Annotated in this window: 12 protein-coding genes and 1 tRNA gene; 3 read left to right on the forward strand and 10 right to left on the reverse strand. The window is 39.6% G+C overall.

The window, feature by feature from the left end; translation table 11 throughout:
• Positions 1-43: 43 nt before the first annotated feature.
• Both prfC and GQR47_RS03920 read right to left on the reverse strand, forming a co-directional pair.
• On the reverse strand, positions 44-1,633 hold the full coding sequence (gene prfC / locus GQR47_RS03915; RefSeq protein ID WP_002958776.1) for a peptide chain release factor 3: 1,590 nt from the start codon (positions 1,631-1,633) through the stop codon (positions 44-46).
• 292 nt (positions 1,634-1,925) lie between these two features.
• Entirely contained in the window at positions 1,926-2,129 is a 204-nt protein-coding gene (locus tag GQR47_RS03920) for a multidrug transporter (RefSeq protein ID WP_279167488.1), read from the reverse strand.
• Positions 2,130-2,374: 245 nt separating this feature from the next.
• On the opposite strand from GQR47_RS03920, the gene GQR47_RS03925 reads away from it, so the two are divergent.
• A complete protein-coding gene (locus GQR47_RS03925; protein WP_024596082.1) occupies positions 2,375-5,041 on the forward strand; it encodes an ATP-binding protein in 2,667 nt (888 codons plus the stop codon).
• A gap of 73 nt (positions 5,042-5,114) precedes the next feature.
• Here GQR47_RS03925 and rimI read toward each other — a convergent pair whose 3' ends face one another.
• From rimI to guaB, 5 genes are all read right to left on the reverse strand, one after another.
• Positions 5,115-5,582 carry a ribosomal protein S18-alanine N-acetyltransferase gene (gene rimI, locus GQR47_RS03930; protein WP_024596083.1) on the reverse strand — a complete coding sequence of 156 codons (468 nt, stop codon included), beginning with the start codon at positions 5,580-5,582 and terminating at the stop codon, positions 5,115-5,117.
• Positions 5,569-5,874, reverse strand: coding sequence for a hypothetical protein (locus GQR47_RS03935; RefSeq protein ID WP_024596084.1), 306 nt, complete (start codon positions 5,872-5,874; stop codon positions 5,569-5,571). The genes rimI and GQR47_RS03935 overlap by 14 nt, the downstream gene beginning before the upstream one ends.
• A 64-nt stretch (positions 5,875-5,938) precedes the next feature.
• A tRNA-Trp gene (locus GQR47_RS03940) sits at positions 5,939-6,015 on the reverse strand.
• A 155-nt stretch (positions 6,016-6,170) separates the two neighbouring features.
• Complete coding sequence (guaA, locus tag GQR47_RS03945) at positions 6,171-7,748, reverse strand: glutamine-hydrolyzing GMP synthase (RefSeq protein ID WP_002958782.1); 1,578 nt, start codon at positions 7,746-7,748, stop codon at positions 6,171-6,173.
• A gap of 264 nt (positions 7,749-8,012) precedes the next feature.
• Entirely contained in the window at positions 8,013-9,482 is a 1,470-nt protein-coding gene (gene guaB / locus GQR47_RS03950) for an IMP dehydrogenase (RefSeq protein ID WP_002958783.1), read from the reverse strand.
• A 401-nt stretch (positions 9,483-9,883) separates the two neighbouring features.
• Here guaB and xseA point away from each other — a divergent pair, with 401 nt between their 5' ends.
• The gene (xseA, locus tag GQR47_RS03955; RefSeq protein WP_024596085.1) at positions 9,884-11,215 is read left to right on the forward strand and encodes an exodeoxyribonuclease VII large subunit; all 1,332 of its coding nucleotides are present in this window, start codon (positions 9,884-9,886) and stop codon (positions 11,213-11,215) included.
• Here the strand turns inward: xseA and GQR47_RS03960 are convergent.
• The 3 genes from GQR47_RS03960 to GQR47_RS03970 all read right to left on the reverse strand — a co-directional run bounded on the left by GQR47_RS03960 (position 11,212) and on the right by GQR47_RS03970 (position 15,826).
• Complete coding sequence (locus tag GQR47_RS03960; protein ID WP_024596086.1) at positions 11,212-11,892, reverse strand: hypothetical protein; 681 nt, start codon at positions 11,890-11,892, stop codon at positions 11,212-11,214. The two genes, xseA and GQR47_RS03960, sit on opposite strands and share 4 nt — an antisense overlap.
• Before the next feature lie 35 nt (positions 11,893-11,927).
• Positions 11,928-12,746 carry a serine O-acetyltransferase gene (cysE, locus tag GQR47_RS03965; protein ID WP_002958786.1) on the reverse strand — a complete coding sequence of 273 codons (819 nt, stop codon included), beginning with the start codon at positions 12,744-12,746 and terminating at the stop codon, positions 11,928-11,930.
• A gap of 197 nt (positions 12,747-12,943) precedes the next feature.
• Positions 12,944-15,826 (reverse strand): pitrilysin family protein, encoded by a 2,883-nt coding sequence (locus GQR47_RS03970; RefSeq protein WP_165723575.1) that lies wholly within the window; start codon positions 15,824-15,826, stop codon positions 12,944-12,946.
• A 250-nt stretch (positions 15,827-16,076) separates the two neighbouring features.
• On the opposite strand from GQR47_RS03970, the gene GQR47_RS03975 reads away from it, so the two are divergent.
• Positions 16,077-17,033: a methylenetetrahydrofolate reductase gene (locus tag GQR47_RS03975; RefSeq protein WP_024597318.1), complete on the forward strand. Its 957-nt coding sequence runs from the start codon at positions 16,077-16,079 to the stop codon at positions 17,031-17,033.
• The last annotated feature ends 251 nt before the right edge of the window (positions 17,034-17,284 follow it).

Below are 17,284 nucleotides of genomic sequence, written 5' to 3' on the forward strand. Positions count from 1 at the left end.
AACCCGCCAAAGCAGGTTTTCTTTTAATTCTTGTAAATGAGCTCTAGTTTTCGCGTGTATGGCTAAACGTTACTTCTGGGTAACGCTCTACCGATAAGTTAAGGTTTACACGGCTCGGTGCAATGTAAGTTAAGTTATCACCGCCATCGAGAGCTAAATTGCTTTCGCATTTACGTTTAAATTCTTCAAACTTTTTAACGTCATCACTGCTTACCCAGCGTGCCGTATTCACGTTTACGCCTTCATAAATAGCATCAACGTTATATTCTGCTTTTAAACGCGCTACAACCACATCAAACTGAAGTACGCCTACCGCGCCTACTATTAAGTCGTTATTAATAAGTGGTCTAAATACCTGTACAGCCCCTTCTTCAGAAAGCTGTACTAAACCTTTTAGCAATTGCTTTTGCTTAAGCGGATCGCGAAGGCGAATACGACGAAATAGTTCAGGGGCGAAGTTAGGAATACCACTAAATTTAAGTTTTTCGCCTTGCGTGAACGTATCACCAATTTGAATTGTACCGTGGTTATGCAAGCCAATAATGTCGCCAGCGAAAGCATCTGCGGCACGTTCACGATCGCCCGCCATAAAGGTTACCGCATCAGAAATGCTCACTTGCTTGCCAATTCGCACGTGATTCATTTTCATGCCTTGGCTGTACTTACCCGATACAATACGCATAAATGCAATACGGTCACGGTGTTTAGGGTCCATGTTGGCCTGAATTTTAAATACAAACCCGGTAAAGTTTTCTTCAGTTGCAACAATTAGTCTGTCTTCGGTTTCACGTGGTAATGGCGTTGGCGCCCACTTAGTTAAACCATCTAACACGTGATCAACACCAAAGTTACCAAGTGCGGTACCGTAATAAACTGGCGAAAGCTCACCGGCTAAAAACAGATCTAAATCAAATTCGTTTGATGCACCAATAACAAGCTCAAGCTCATCACGTAACTGCGCAGCTAAGTCTTCACCAATGGCTATATCTAACTCTGGATTATCAAGGCCTTTAATTGTGCGAACATCTTGAATTTTATGACCTTGGCCCGTTTTATATAAAACAGCTTCATCATTATGAATGTGATAAACACCTTTGAACTCTTTACCACAACCAATTGGCCAAGTAATGGGTGCACAGGCAATATTTAGCTCTGTTTCAACTTCGTCCAGCACTTCCATTGGGTCACGAATATCACGGTCACATTTGTTCATAAATGTAACAATAGGTGTGGTACGCAGGCGTGTAACTTCCATTAGCTTACGGGTACGGTCTTCTACACCTTTAGCCGCATCAATAACCATTAAGCACGAATCTACTGCTGTTAATGTACGGTACGTATCTTCAGAGAAATCTTCGTGTCCTGGCGTATCAAGTAAATTAACAAGTGCGTCGTTATATGGAAATTGCATTACAGACGTAGTAACTGATATACCACGCTCTTTTTCCATTTCCATCCAGTCAGATTTAGCATGCTGGTTAGAGCCGCGACCTTTTACAGTACCAGCTCTTTGAATAGCTTGTCCGAATAACAATACTTTTTCGGTAATCGTTGTTTTACCAGCATCCGGGTGAGAGATGATAGCAAAGGTCCTTCGCTTGCTGATTTCATTGATAATAGTCTGGTCTGCCATTGATAAATTCTTTTAGTTTATATGCGGGGTTGAATGCATTTTAATAAGCGTCTGCGAGTAAACCCGTTATGTTGATCGTAATTAACTACTATTCTCGCTGATTTTCACGTTGCAAACAGCTGATAATAAAGCGTCAATAGTTGATTTTTTAATAATGGCAATTGTAACAGGAGTCGGTATAAAAGTGTGCTATCTACTTAAAAATATCTTAGCTTTAAAATAAATGTGTACAGCAAGCGATATTTAAACGACCTACAATTTGCTCGTAGATCGTTTAAATAAAAATGAGTAGTTACTTAACAACATCAATAGTAGGTACAACCGACATTCCAACACGTAGTTGACTAAGTAAAGGCTGCTTGGCATCTAAACTAATCTTTACCGGTAGGCGCTGCGCTATTTTAGTAAAGTTGCCTGTCGCATTATGCGCATCAATAGTGGAGTAACTTACACCACTTGCTGGACTTAGACTGTCAACGTGTCCTTTTAATGTCACGCTTGGCAATGCATCAACTTTAATTAGTAACTTTAAAAGATGTAAAACTATGTAAGTTTTTTAAACAGCGAATTAATATTATATCCATGTAACTTGTTAAATTTAAATAACTTAAACATAAAAAAAAGAGCTAAAGATCATGCAACTAATGATTGTAATTTAGCCACCAAGACCGCTATAAGCTTGTGTAATCAGGTCGTAACGCATATTATTGGCAGATTGCATGGAGGATAAGTCGTTTGGTCATGAAAACCAGTAAGTTAAGTATAAGATTATTATGGTATATAACACCTCTTGTTATTCTGCCACTGCTATTTTTAGGTGGCTTTACGCTCACCAATGTCACTAATTCAACACAAAAACAAGCTGATTTAATAATGAGCCGTTTTGTTGAGCAACAACAGCAAAAAATATTCAACTATATCGACTCTTTTCACTCTACTGCAAAACTACTCTCAAATTCGCCAGTACTTAGTGACTTTTTAGCAAACGATATTAGTGCCAACGGTAATTACACCCGAAAACTTGGCGCGCTTATGGATGTATTTGCCAGTTACAGCGAAGCTTATCCAGATATAATTAGCATTAATTTAGTTTCAGCAAGTGGGAAAAGTGATGCCTACTACTCTAATAACCTAACAACAGCGCCTAAAAGCTATCCATTTTTTAATCGAGTATTGCAAAGTAATTTAAGTACACAGCAATTTATGATTCAAAAGGACGATGGCACCACGAGCTTATATTTCATTCAACGAATTGACAGCGTTGATTACTACTTGAAACGTCCACAGCAGCTTGGTTTTATTGTAATACATATAGAGCCTTCAATACTCAACTCCAGTATTTTAGAAGCGCCATATAACAACACACTTAATTTAATGTTGACCAAAGACGGGAAAATTTTATTTAGCTCCGACTACAACATGCGCGGCCAATACATAAGCGAATATGAACTTAACCAAGTACATGATCTTGCCGATATAGGCATGCTTTCTACCATTGAACTCTCAAGCATAGATAAAATAGAGCGAATGATTTTTGCCGTACAAATGCCCGGTGGATATTATTACGTTTCAACCATTCCCAAAGGTGTGCTTTATCAATCTGGTAAAGCCATAAGCCTAATAACAGGCTTAATTGTTATTATTTCGATAATCACCCTGCCAATATTAATTTTTATAGTGGTACGTAATTTATTACTTAACCCAATTGAATTATTAGGTGCTGCAAGCCACCGTGTTGGTGATGGCGATTTGTCGGTGCACTTACCAGCTCATACAAATGACGAAGTGGGTGTTTTGTTTAACGACTTTAACCACATGGTTAATCAAATTAGACACTACCAGCAGCAGCTTGAAGAATATAAACACCACCTTGAAGATAAAGTAGAAAGTCGTACTAAAGCACTTGAAGCCATGAACAGCCAACTAGAGCTTGCAATTGGCCAAGCCGAGCAAGCTAATCAGCTTAAAAGTCGTTTTTTAGCTAATATGAGTCACGAAATACGAACGCCACTTACGGCTATTATGGGCTTTACAGAGCAATTACTCCACAACGACAAAGTAGCCAACGACAAACAACATCTAAGCACTATTTTACGTAATTCAAAACACTTACTAGAGTTAATAAATAATATACTCGACTTATCTAAAATTGAAGCTGAAAAGCTAGCTGTCGATTTGTCTGCGTTAAACGTAGTGCAGCTTGTGCATGACATTGAATCAATTATTCAACCACTGGCACAAGAAAAACAATTAACCCTTAATATTGATTACCAACTGCCGCTACCTCGCACCATTTATAGTGATGTGACCCGCTTAAAACAAATACTTATAAATATTGCAAATAACGCTGTTAAATTTACCGAAAATGGCAGTGTGTCTATTTGCGTGCATTATTTACAAGCAAGTCAAAAGCTAGAATTTGTAATTAAAGATACCGGCATTGGTATGTCTGAGCATCAAATAGAGCGTGTGTTTAAACCGTTTGAGCAAGCCGATGCCACAACCACACGTCGTTTTGGTGGTACAGGCCTTGGGTTGTGTATTTCTAAAAATTTAGCACTGTTACTTGGTGGCGATGTAACGCTTGAAAGTGAAGTTGGCGTTGGTAGCCGCTTTACAATTAGGGTGTCGTGTCAGTTATCTGATGATCAACCAATGCTTGAGTTTTTAACGCAAGAAAGCCAGTTAATACCAGAGAAAGACCCTCTCTTATCGTTTGCGACCAATAACTTTGAGGCTAATATTTTAGTCGCTGAGGATAACCCTGATAACCAACTATTAATTAAATTATTACTGCAAACTTGGGGCCTTGAACCCGATATTGCTAGTAATGGCGCCCAAGCTGTAGAAATGGCACTCGTTAATGACTATCAGCTTATTATAATGGATATGCAAATGCCTGTAATGGGCGGATTAGAAGCGACTAAAATGCTTCGTCATGCAGCATACGATGGCCCCATTATTGCCCTTACTGCTAATGTAATGAACCACGATATAGGCACTTACCTAGAAGCTGGCTGCAACAAAGCACTCGCTAAACCCATTGATAAAGATGCTCTGGAAAATGTACTCGTAAGCTACCTACATCTTGAAAAGGATAATCAAAATAAGTGGGACAGCTTATTAAAAAGCGAAAAGTTTCAGCAAATTACTGATAACTATTTAGCCAACTTACCTACTTATTTAGAAGAAGTTAAAACTCTGCAACATTGTAATGACTGGGAAGCATTAAGAAGTATAGCGCACAGTATTAAAGGTAGTTCTGGGTGCTTTAATTTTGATGAAATTTATCACAGCGCTGCGGCACTTGAAGAAAATTTAAAAAGTAACAATAAAGTGCCAAGAGACGAGCTAGTAAATAAATTAATAGCAGCCATTGAGCAAGCAATTAGTGGCAAAGTAACCTAAAAGAAAACTTACAAAATAGTACAAGTTCGGTGCGTTAGTGCTCTATGCTTAAAACGCTAACCACCGACTTTAATTATGAAAAGTTTAAACCTAATGCCATGCCCATTAAAATAGCGTCTTCAAAGCCATTTTTGGCCGGATTATCACTTGGATAGTAGTTTTTACGCACTGACATCTCTGTAAAGCCAGCGTTCTCGTATAGCGCAATAGCCCGCGTATTAGATTCGCGTACTTCTAAAAAGAGGTTTTCAGCATTTTGCTGTTCACCATATTCAATAAACTGAGCTAACAACTGCCTTGCAATACCCTTACCCTGGTGGCTTGGTGTTACACAAATATCCATAAGCGTAAAATCAGGCCCTGCTTTTTCACCAATATAAAAACCAATCATGCTCATCTCATCAAATGCGGCAACATTAAAATAGCGCCCACCTATACATGAACTCATTGTATTTAAAGTCCACGGATGGCTATGACATGCTGTTTCGATGGCCATTAATTGAGGTATTGCAGTTTCATCTACTGATTTAAAGTTTATCAAGGTGTTCACTCATTAAAGCCCATAAAGCACGCTTCTCAGAGGCGTTAAGCTGTGGGGTTGGCAATGTAAGCTGATTGTCGTTTAATTGCATCTCACTACCCTGTACAACGCTATTTACAATAATAGCCCCTGCACTGAGCTTAATGTCTGCAAATAGTTGCTCATTTATCGTTAAAGAACTAGCTGTCGTGCTTTGCGATAAAGTATCTGCTTGGTCATTTGTTTGAGAACAATAATGCTGATTGAGTTCAAGATTTTCTATATCAAAAATAGCTGCGTAACGTGGATGCATAACAACTCAGTAGATTAGACATTTGAACAATATAAGAAGTAATAAAAACGATGTAAAGAAGAAATGGCAGGGGCGGAGAGATTCGAACTCCCAACCATCGGTTTTGGAGACCGCTGTTCTACCAATTGGAACTACGCCCCTGCAATGACAACGAATTATAGAGAAGTTTCGCCAAAGGTAAAGAGAAAAATCACTCTTTTAGTTCAACTGCTTTTTAAATAAACAAAACGGCGAATTAGCATGCTAATTCGCCGTTTTTTAATCACTTAAAATTAGTTAATTAAAACTAAAATTAATTATTCCCATTCGATAGTTGCAGGTGGTTTACCTGAAATATCGTAAACAACACGAGAAATACCATCAATTTCGTTAATGATACGGTTTGAAACCACACCTAAAAACTCATATGGTAAATGTGACCAGCGTGCTGTCATAAAGTCGATTGTTTCTACACAACGAAGTGATACAACCCAATCGTACTTACGTGCATCGCCCATAACCCCTACCGATTTAACTGGTAAGAATACAGTAAACGCTTGGCTTACTTTATGGTAAAGCTCAGCTTTGTGTAGCTCTTCGATGAAAATCGCATCTGCGCGGCGTAGTAAATCACAGTACTCTTTTTTGATTTCGCCAAGTACACGTACACCTAAGCCTGGTCCAGGGAAAGGATGACGGTAAAGCATGTCGTACGGTAAACCAAGTTCTAGACCAATTTTACGCACTTCATCTTTGAATAATTCACGCAATGGCTCAACAAGGCCCATTTTCATGTCATCTGGTAATCCGCCCACATTGTGGTGAGATTTAATAACATGCGCTTTACCTGTGGCAGATGCCGCAGATTCAATAACGTCAGGATAAATTGTACCTTGCGCTAACCATTTCGCATTTTTAAGCTTTTTGGCTTGCTCATCAAATACATTAATAAACGTGTGACCAATGGCTTTACGTTTATCTTCTGGGTCTGACTTACCAGCTAAATCATTTAAAAACTGCTCTTCAGCTTCAACTTTAACAATGTTTAAGCCAAATTTATTACCAAACATGTCCATAACTTGCTGACCTTCGTTTAAACGAAGTAAACCATTATCAACAAATACACATGTTAGCTTTGCGCCAATTGCACGGTGAATAAGCATAGCCACAACTGATGAATCAACACCACCAGATAGACCTAAAATGACTTCGTCATCACCTACAGTTTCTTTAATACGCTCAATAGCATCATCGATGATTTTTGCAGGAGTCCATAATTTTTCACAGCCACAAATATCAATAGCGAAACGCTCAAGCAAACGTAACCCTTGATGAGTATGCGTTACTTCTGGGTGAAATTGTACGCCGTAAAAACGCTTTTCTTCGTTAGACATTGCAGCATGTGGACAAGTAGATGTTTTAGCTGTTGTTGTAAAATCAGCTGGAATGTCCATTACTTTATCGCCATGACTCATCCATACGTCAAGTATGCCGTTGCCGCCATCAGTAATATGGTCTTCAATTGCATCAAATAATGCACAGCTGCCTACTTTTTCAACTTGTGCGTAGCCAAACTCTTTTTTATCAGAGCTGTGTACACTTCCGCCAAGTTGAGCTGCCATTGTTTGCATGCCGTAGCAAATACCTAGCACAGGCACGCCTGCATTAAATACATACTCAGGAGCGCGCGGGCTGTTTTCAAGTGTTGTTGATTCTGGGCCACCAGAAAGAATAATACCTTGTGGGTTGAACTCGCGGATTTGCTCTTCAGTCACATCCCATGCCCAAAGTTCACAGTAAACACCAATTTCACGCACACGACGGGCGATTAATTGAGTGTATTGTGAACCAAAGTCTAAAATGAGAATTCGTGAATCGTGAATATCTTTGCTCATGGAGTATCTCGTAAAGTCTGATGCTAAATGCCGCTTTGAATACCAATTTTATTAAACATTACTAAGTCTTGCAGGCTAAATAACTCACTAACCACGTTAAAAATTTCTTATTTAGAAGAACTAAAAATCGAAATTTTTGCCTCGTTATTGAGCCATTTATCTGTCGCAATAATTGACCACTTTATTAATGCAATTGGTATTTATATAAACGACTAAAAAGAGGGCTTGCAAAGCAAGCCCAGTATATTAAATTAATTACGCTGCTTAACCTAAGCGGTAATTTGGTGCTTCTTTAGTGATTTGCACATCATGAACGTGCGACTCACCCATACCTGCTGAAGTAACACGTACAAATTGTGGTTTTGTATTTAGCTCTTCAATTGTTGCGCAACCCGTTAAGCCCATAGCGCTTCGTAGGCCGCCCACTTGCTGATGAATAATCGTTGCAATAGGACCTTTGTAAGCTACGCGACCTTCAATACCTTCAGGTACTAACTTGTCTGCTTCGTTTGATTTTTGGAAGTAACGATCTGATGAACCTTCTTTTTGATCCATCGCGCCCAATGAGCCCATACCACGGTAAGATTTGTAATAACGGCCTTGGTACAATTCAACTTCACCTGGTGCTTCTTCTGTACCAGCAAGAAGAGAACCCACCATTACACACGATGCACCAGCAACAAGTGCTTTGACAATATCACCAGAAAAACGAATGCCACCATCAGCAATAACAGGAATGTCGCGACCTTTTAAGCCTTCAACAGCATCTGAAATAGCGGTAATTTGTGGAACGCCACAACCGGTAACAATACGTGTAGTACAGATAGAACCAGGGCCGATACCTACTTTAACTGCATCCGCTCCGGCATCAGCTAGTGCAATCGCACCTTCAGCCGTTGCAATGTTACCTGCAATAATTTGTAAGTCTGGGTACTCTTTGCGAGTTTTAGTAACACGGTCAATAACGCCTTGAGAGTGACCATGCGATGTATCGATAAGTAAAACATCAATACCCGCTTCTACTAATGCAGCAATACGCTCATCAGTACCTGCGCCAACACTTACAGCAGCACCTACACGTAAACGACCTTGGTCATCTTTACATGCGTCAGGTTTGTCTTGGGCTTTTTGGTAATCTTTTACTGTGATCATGCCTTTGAGTTTAAATTCATCATCAACAACAAGGATTTTTTCAATGCGGTGTTCGTGCATTAAGCCTAAAATTTCTTCGCGTGCTGCGCCCTCTTTAACGGTAACAAGCTTTTCTTTTTTAGTCATAACGGTAGAAACAGGCTGTTCAAGCTTAGTTTCAAAACGCATATCACGACTGGTAACAATGCCTACAAGCACATTATTGCTGTCGGTAACCGGAAAGCCTGAAAAACCTTTTTCGTGCGAAAGCTCAATTGCATCTGCAATTGTTAAATCGGCAGTGACCGTTACAGGGTATGAAACAATACCTGCTTCGTAGGTTTTAACTTTACGTACGTTTTTCGCTTGTTCTTCAATAGTCATGTTTTTATGAATAAAACCAAGACCACCTTCTTGCGCAAGGGCAATAGCTAAACGAGCTTCTGTAACAGTATCCATAGATGCTGAAATAAGCGGCAAGTTAAGTTTGATACCACGCGTTAAGCGAGTTGAAATATTTGCCGTGTGTGGCAAAACAGTAGAATGACCAGGTACTAAAAGTACGTCATCAAAGGTAAGAGCTTCTTTAGCGATTCTAAGCATTTTGGCAACTTCTCACATGTGGATCTAAGATAAGGAATTGCGGCCAAATTTTAACAGCGTTGTTGGCATGAGTAAATAATATTTCGCAAATATTTATGATAATATAGGGTCTATTAGCCTTTCAAGGTTAAATTTGCAGCAGTTTGTTAGGTATTTAGGCAAGGCAGAGCCTATGCAGTGTGGTTATTCCCTATAAATAGGCGATAACGTAGCATCAATTCCAAACAAGCGCTGCCCAAAGGGTTCAGCCTAGGGGCGATTAACTCTTTGTTACTCGGTTTTTACTTAGCCCACTAGGTTACAAACCTCGCGCCGCGATTAAATCGCCCCTAGTTTGAACAAATTTTAATCTACAAAGGTCAATAGACCCTTGCTTTATAAATAGTTTTAGGTTGTTTTTTATGTTTTCGAAGCCTTCGCAGGCGGTTTACACCGTTTCACGCCTTAATAGAGAAATTCGCACAATCCTTGAGCAAGGTTTTGCATCTTTAGTGCTCACGGGCGAAATTTCTAACTTTATTACCCCTGCATCTGGACATTGGTACTTTTCGTTAAAAGACGATAAAGCACAAATTAAAGCTGCTATGTGGCGTGGGAATAATCGCAACCAAAGCTATCGCCCTGCAAATGGCGCGCAAGTTACAGTAAAAGCGCGTGTATCACTTTATGAACCTCGCGGTGACTACCAGCTTATTGTTGAGCATATGGAACCGGCCGGCGAAGGTCAGCTAAAACAAGAATTCGATGCACTTAAAATGCGTTTGGCCGCCGAAGGATTATTTAGCTCTGCGTATAAAAAACCACTTCCGCAAAACATTAATCGTATTGGTGTTATTACCTCTGCAACCGGCGCTGCTATAAAAGATATTTTAACGGTACTTAAACGCCGTGCGCCGCAGCTAGAAGTAATCATTTACCCTGCTATGGTACAAGGCAAAGAAGCACACCTACATTTAATTAATCAAATTGAATTAGCTAATGCTCGTGATGAAGTTGACGTACTTATTTTAGGACGAGGCGGCGGATCACTTGAAGATTTATGGTGTTTTAATCACGAACAGCTCGCACGAGCTATTTTTGAAAGTGAATTACCGATAGTAAGTGCAGTAGGCCATGAAATAGATACAACCATTAGCGATTACGTTGCTGATGTTCGTGCAGCAACTCCATCAGCCGCAGCTGAGCTTGTAAGCCCAAATACGCAAGAGTTACACAACAAAGTAACGCAATTGGTTAATCGTTTATCTAACGCGTTTAAGCACGGTATTGCCGATAAACGCGCATTAGCAACGCAGTTACAACACCGCCTTAATTTGTGTCATCCGCGTAGTCAGCTTAGTCAAAAATCACAACGTTTGGATGAGCTAAGCATTGCGCTGCAACAAGCTATGCGTAATCGTTTATATCAGCAAGAACGCACACTCAATAACTTAACGCCTCGTTTGATGCGCCAATCACCTGATAAAAAACTCGCTTCAGCAAGCCATCAACTCTCGCAATTACAAGCTAGGCTAAACCAAGCTATACAGCATCAGTTACAACAAGCGAATAATAGCTTAGCACTGCAAGCAAGCAGGTTAGACTCGGTAAGTCCGCTTAATGTTTTAGCGCGCGGTTATAGCATCACTAAAACACAGCAAGGAAAAGTAGTTAAATCTGTGGGGCAAATTAAAACAGGCGATGTTTTAGTTACAGAGTTAGTCGATGGCTCTATAGAATCACAAATTATTTAAAGCTCTGTACTTAGCAACATTTTAAGTTCGCTATCGCTCGATGTGGAGGTAGTGCTTTTAAATTGTTGCCAAAACTCTTGTTCCATCAACTTATCGTTTAGCTCTCGCCATTGAGCATTACCAAATGTGTCGTTATCAATGGGGGCGGCAAGTTCAAATTCACATACTGTTTTTTTACATTTTGCACTAACAACGTCAGGAATAATTGATAAATCAGCTGTTAATAAAAAATCTTGTAATGCCATTTCAGTACGATAAGCCCATTCTTCATCGCGCGTTTGATTTTCAAATTTATCACGTAAAATCTGCTCAAAATCTGAAGGGCCCCTCATTTTCTTTAAAACACTTTTGAGCGCCGCTTTCTGTTCGGCGAGTTGCTGCTTAAGCTGAGTTACTTGCTCTTCTAAAGGTAGTTCATCAAGCATTTGGGTTTCTGAATTGGTTGTAGGCCTGTCTTCAGCGGGCTCTATACTAGCGACTTGCTCAGGTACTGCAGAGTCTGCATTACTCAATACCTCATTACTTTGTTGTTCAGTATGAAGCTTTTTCTGTTTTTCATAACTTGGCTGCGACTTAACAGATTCCGGATGACTTGAAGCTGCATTAAAGTAGCTCCAAGTTAAACCTACACCCGCAATAAACCCAATCCCTAGAGCCAATAAACTATTCTTGTTCATGTTAATTCCTTTTAAGTTTTATTATTTTTTATTACTTATAGCATTGCACTCGTGTGCGATTCGTTTTCAGGCTCAGGATTTGCTAAAAAGTTTTGGTTCATACTTTGCGCCGGACACTCACAATCCGGTCGACCAATAATTTTAGCGGGTACGCCAACAGCGGTTGTGTGTGGTGGAACATTGCTAAGCACAACTGAGCCCGCACCAATTCGTGCGCCCTCACCTACTTCAATATTACCAAGTACTTTAGCGCCGGCGCCAATTAATACGCCTGCTCTAATTTTAGGATGACGATCGCCCTGCTCATTACCTGTACCGCCAAGCGTTACAGATTGCAAAATTGATACGTTATCTTCAATTACCGCTGTTTCACCAATAACAATACCGGTTGCGTGGTCAAACATAATGCCTTTACCCACTTTACATGCTGGGTGAATATCGACCCCAAACACTTCAGAGTTACGGCTTTGAATAAAGCGCGCTAGCTCTTTGCGATTTTGTTGCCACAAACAATTAGCCAAACGGTGCGCCTGAATAGCATGAAAACCTTTTAGATTTAATATAACCGTAAGATAGGTTTCTGATGCCGGATCGCGGTCTTTTACAGCTTTAATATCCTCAGCAACAAAAGATAGCATACGGTCACATTTTACAAATGCTTGGTCAAACAGCTCTCGGATAGTGAATGCAGATACCACCGCATCAGCCAACTTATTAGCAACAATAAAGCTCAATGCCGAACCTAAACAATCATGATTTAAAACACATGAATAAACATGACTTGCTAATAATGGTTCACGTTTTACTACATCGTTAGCTTCGTCGCGAAGCTGTTGCCAAATTGCATGACGCATAATACTGCACTGCCTTAAGTTGATATAAAATAGCCTTTTCCCAAGTCTAACGGATTTAACCACTAAGGTGTTAATCCCTTAGTTATTTGTTCTGGTTATTAGGTATAACTGTTTATTAAGTTTCATTATTAAATAATAAAAATGCCTCGATGCTTATAGCACCGAGGCATTATTTTAACGCTTAAAAAACACTTAAATTATTGAAATACTTTATCGACTTTCATCACTTCAATATTTTTTGCAGGAATTGCTAATTTATAATCAGCAATTACTTTATCTTCAGCCACTAATTCAGCAGGTTTATTAGTGTTATAAATCATTGGTGATGTTTGCTGCGATGCTAAACGTTTTTGCATACCAGCGCCGTCACCAGTAATAAATACATAGTGAACATTGTCTGTTTGTAAGTTTTCTTTAATAACGCGATTAACATCAGCAAGCGTTAGCGTTTTAAGTTTATTAGTTACGTAACTTACAAAGTTATCAGTGTTGTAAAATTCGCTATCAAGCGCGTAACCTAATTGGCGATTTTGACTTGCAACCATTTGCGGCACAAAGTTAATTAAAAAGTTACGCGTAGCTTCAAAATCACCTTCGCTCATACCATTTTTAATTAGCTTATCTAGCTCAAACAAGGCGGTACGTGTTGCAAAGTGCGCATCGTTATTAGAGCGAAGTGGGCGTAACCACACTTGAAATATTTGCTCTGAGCGCCCTAGGTTTGCATCTGGCTTGGTTTGAAACATACCACGTGGAAAGTATTCAATGTATGCGTAATCGCCATAGTTCATGCCGCGAGTTTCACGAATGCGCTCATATAAAAAGCTGTTAGAACTACGGTGCTCACCAAAGTACGAACGCACAAGCCAAAGGGCTGTCCAGTCTTCGCTACTTCTTATTGTATCAATAGGAAAACCAAACGATACAGCAGTCGATTGTGCCGATTTTTCTACAATAGTTGCATGATGACCTTTAAGCACTGGCGCATCAGGAATACTTAAACGGCTTTGCTCACCTTTTGGTAGCGTTGCAAAATCGCTCATCATTTTAGCTTTAAGGTTTGCAGGCACAGCCCCAATTAAGCCAACCGTGAGTTTAGATTGCGTAAGCTCGCTGTTATAAAACGCTTTAACATCATCTAGCGTCAACGCTTCTAAATCCGAAATATCACCGTAGTTGTAACTTTCGTAAGGGTGATTTTTGTAAAGTGCACTGTATAGCACTTCTTTGCCTAGCTCTTCATCGTTAGATGCTTTTAAGCCTGATTTAATACCATCGATCATTTCTTTTTTAAGGCGTTTAAAGTCATCGTCTCTAAAGCCTGGGTTTAATAATTGATCGCTCACAAGTGAATACCACTGCGCTGCATTGTCTTTATGAATACGCCCTTGGAACGACAGCATTTCTTTATCTATTTGATAACCAAAGCTACCTGCAAGCGGATAAAGTGCTTTTTGAATATCTTTATAGCTTGTCGCCTCTGAGCCACCTTGTGCAAGCATTGCCGCAGTGAGCGCTGCAACACCTTTTTTGCCTTGAGGGTCGGCAGCCGCGCCGGTATTGAATAAAAAGTTAACATCGATTAACGGCGAGCTATTGGTTTTATCAAGTACTTTAAATGCAGGTGCCGCAGGTGCTTGTTCAAGCTTTGCAGTAAGCGCATTTAAATTAACTTCTTGCTCAAAACCTGGGGCTTTATCAAGTGCCGACATTGTTAATGTGGTACGTGCGTTATCAGTAAAGTATTTATTAGCAACGGCTTTAATATCTGCGCTGGTGATGTTATCTGCCGATTTATACAGCTGGTTTATAACCTCAGGATCGCGCTCAAAATGCATGTAGCTGGCAAGGGTTGATGCAATCGCTTGCGACGAATCTAAGCCATTAATAAAGCTGTATTTAAGATTCGATTTTAAATCACTTAGCTTTTGCTCATCAACAAGCTCAGTGCGTGCTTTTGCATAAGTTCGATTAATGGCATCGCGCGCAGTGGCTAAATCGCCTGCGTTTTCTACTTTAACAAATACGTGTAATAAACCCGGATCTTTAGTCTCTGGGTTATAGGTAAACATTTGGCTGGCAATTTGTTTGTCGACCACTAGCTCTTGATATAAATCTGAATTATTTGAAAAATAAAGCTGTGAGATTAAATCAAGCGCCGCTCTGTCTTTTTTAGCAGGCTCCCACGCAGCGCCTTTGTACGATACGAGTAACCAATGCCCTGGTAGCGCTTCATCTTGCTGGTGCAAATATTTTGGTGCTTGTTGAACAGGTTCTGCTTTAATGTCAGCAACATAGTTACCCTTTTTCCAGCTGCCCCAATGCTTTTTAACCATTGCCATTGTTGCTTGTGGGTTTACATCGCCCACGATGACAAGTGACACATACTCAGGCTTATAAAACTTAGCAAAGAATTCTTTACCATAGGCCATTTGATCAGGCATGGCTTCTATGTCTTTAAAAAAGCCCATAGTGGTGTGTTTATACGTGTGCTTATCAAACGCTTTTTCGCGTACAGCGCTTAATAATTTACGAATTGGGCTCGCGTTGTTTTTTAAGTACTCACCTTTTACTGTTTGCGCTTCTGTTCTAAATTGCTCTTCGGTGTAGGTTAAGTTTTGAAAAATATCAGCTTCAAGCTCAAGTACTTTATCAAGGTGCTGCTTTGAAAAGTTTAAATGGTAATTTGTGTAATCGTTTGTTGTATATGCGCGGTTATCAACACCTGAATTTTTTAATATGTCTGAGTACACATCTTCAGGGTATTTTTGTGAGCCTTTAAACATCATGTGTTCAAAAAAGTGAGCAAAGCCTGTTTTGCCCTCTTCAACTTCGTTACGCGATCCAACCGATACCGGAATTTGCAGCGACACTACATCAGGGTAATCGGTTTTAACAACCATGACACGTAAGCCGTTTTCTAGCTCTTCAATTAAGTAATCTTGTGAAAAAACACGGTCATCAGCTTTATTTACTTGTTCTTGTTGTGCTGTTGTTTGCGTGCTTTGGTTTTGTTGCATGGCGCAACCCGTTAAGGCCAGCGATACCGCTAAGCTGGTTGCTAATAATTTAAATTTCATTGTTGTCCCTTTTTAAATTGAGCAAATTTGTTGTCAGATTTAACTCTTTAATTATGCCCCAAAGCCAATAAATATAAGAGCCCCAAGGGAATTTATTATGTAAACAACTGTGTCAATTATAAATTATGGGAACAAGCACTATGAATAAACATCATGTTAATTGAAAAACTTTCATTAAATAAATCTATCTAGACGTCTAAATGGCTGCTATATTAAATCCATCAAAACAAACTTAGCTGGAATGAGGATTATGGCTTTATCACTAAAAGAGAAGATAGTGGACACCAATCAAGGTGTTTATCTTATTGGTACTACCCCGCCTAAAATTGGCACCGATAAAGCGCAATTAAAAACCATTGCAGAAAAGCTATTAGGTCGCTTACACGAAATTGAATACGACGGCGTGATAATATACGACATTCAAGACGAAAGCAGCCGAACTAACCAAGACCGCCCATTTGCGTTTAAACAAACCGTTGATCCGCGTGAATACAGCCATTTACTTCGTAATTTATCTGCACAAGATGTGATTACTTATAAAAGTGTGGCGCAGCGTGGCGTAGGCGAATTTAAAGATTGGCTAAGTGAAACTAAAAACGACTACGATTTACAAAATGTTGTTTTAGTAGGTAGCCCATCATCGATAGGCGATATAAAGCTAAGCCTGCCAGATGCGTATAAAGCATTGGCTGAGCAGTCAGATGATTTCTTTTTAGGTGGCGTTACGATTGCCGAGCGCCATTCAAGTAAACGAAATGAGCACGAACGATTAATAGAAAAAACAGCACAAGGTTGTCAGTTTTTTATATCGCAAGCTGTTTACGACGCACAAGCTACTATAGAGTTAATTACTAGCTACGCACGTACATGTAAAGCACAAGGGATTACACCTCAACGTATTATATTAACGTTTACCCCATGCGGCGGCGAAAAAACCTTAGAATTTATGCAATGGTTGGGTATCTCAGTGCCAGAGGCAACTAAATGGCGCATGCTTGATGCAGACAATACATTAAGCGAATCAGTCCGTATTTGCCGCGAAAACCTCGACTTAATACTTAAAAGCTGTGCGCACCTAGACGTGCCACTGGGCTTAAATATTGAAAGCTTAACAAACCGTAAAGAAGAAATTGACGCATCAATTAACTTATACCGTTTATTAAAAGCTATTATGGAATTAAACCTTGCTGAAAAGCTAATAGCTTAAAGGCTAGGTGAGAGCTAATTAACACCCTTCTTGGCAAGCCTCATGGCTTGCTTTTTTATGTCCGTACTTTGAAAAACAAATTAATAAGTACAAGTAAAAATTTGCAGCTTAAGCTATTCATTGAAGCTATTTTTGGTTATTACTCTCAAGCCTTTTTAAGGCAAACCCCATAGAGGAGCACATAACACCAAAAATAAAACCTATCGCAGAAAAAACTAGCCAAGTTTTTGTGGCATGAGTCATGACGAACT

Origin of the sequence: Pseudoalteromonas sp. Z1A2, from assembly GCF_011378755.1 — a bacterium.
Lineage (GTDB): Bacteria > Pseudomonadota > Gammaproteobacteria > Enterobacterales > Alteromonadaceae > Pseudoalteromonas > Pseudoalteromonas distincta.

Excerpts from the sequence above, each read along its gene's own strand:
- xseA (WP_024596085.1), top strand. The coding sequence starts at position 9,884 with ATGTTTTCGAAGCCTTCGCAGGCGGTTTACACCGTTTCACGCCTTAAT.
- GQR47_RS03935 (WP_024596084.1), bottom strand. The coding sequence starts at position 5,874 with ATGCATCCACGTTACGCAGCTATTTTTGATATAGAAAATCTTGAACTC.
- prfC (WP_002958776.1), bottom strand. The coding sequence starts at position 1,633 with ATGGCAGACCAGACTATTATCAATGAAATCAGCAAGCGAAGGACCTTT.
- GQR47_RS03970 (WP_165723575.1), bottom strand. The coding sequence starts at position 15,826 with ATGAAATTTAAATTATTAGCAACCAGCTTAGCGGTATCGCTGGCCTTA.
- cysE (WP_002958786.1), bottom strand. The coding sequence starts at position 12,746 with ATGCGTCATGCAATTTGGCAACAGCTTCGCGACGAAGCTAACGATGTA.
- guaA (WP_002958782.1), bottom strand. The coding sequence starts at position 7,748 with ATGAGCAAAGATATTCACGATTCACGAATTCTCATTTTAGACTTTGGT.
- guaB (WP_002958783.1), bottom strand. The coding sequence starts at position 9,482 with ATGCTTAGAATCGCTAAAGAAGCTCTTACCTTTGATGACGTACTTTTA.
- GQR47_RS03975 (WP_024597318.1), top strand. The coding sequence starts at position 16,077 with ATGGCTTTATCACTAAAAGAGAAGATAGTGGACACCAATCAAGGTGTT.
- GQR47_RS03925 (WP_024596082.1), top strand. The coding sequence starts at position 2,375 with ATGAAAACCAGTAAGTTAAGTATAAGATTATTATGGTATATAACACCT.
- GQR47_RS03960 (WP_024596086.1), bottom strand. The coding sequence starts at position 11,892 with ATGAACAAGAATAGTTTATTGGCTCTAGGGATTGGGTTTATTGCGGGT.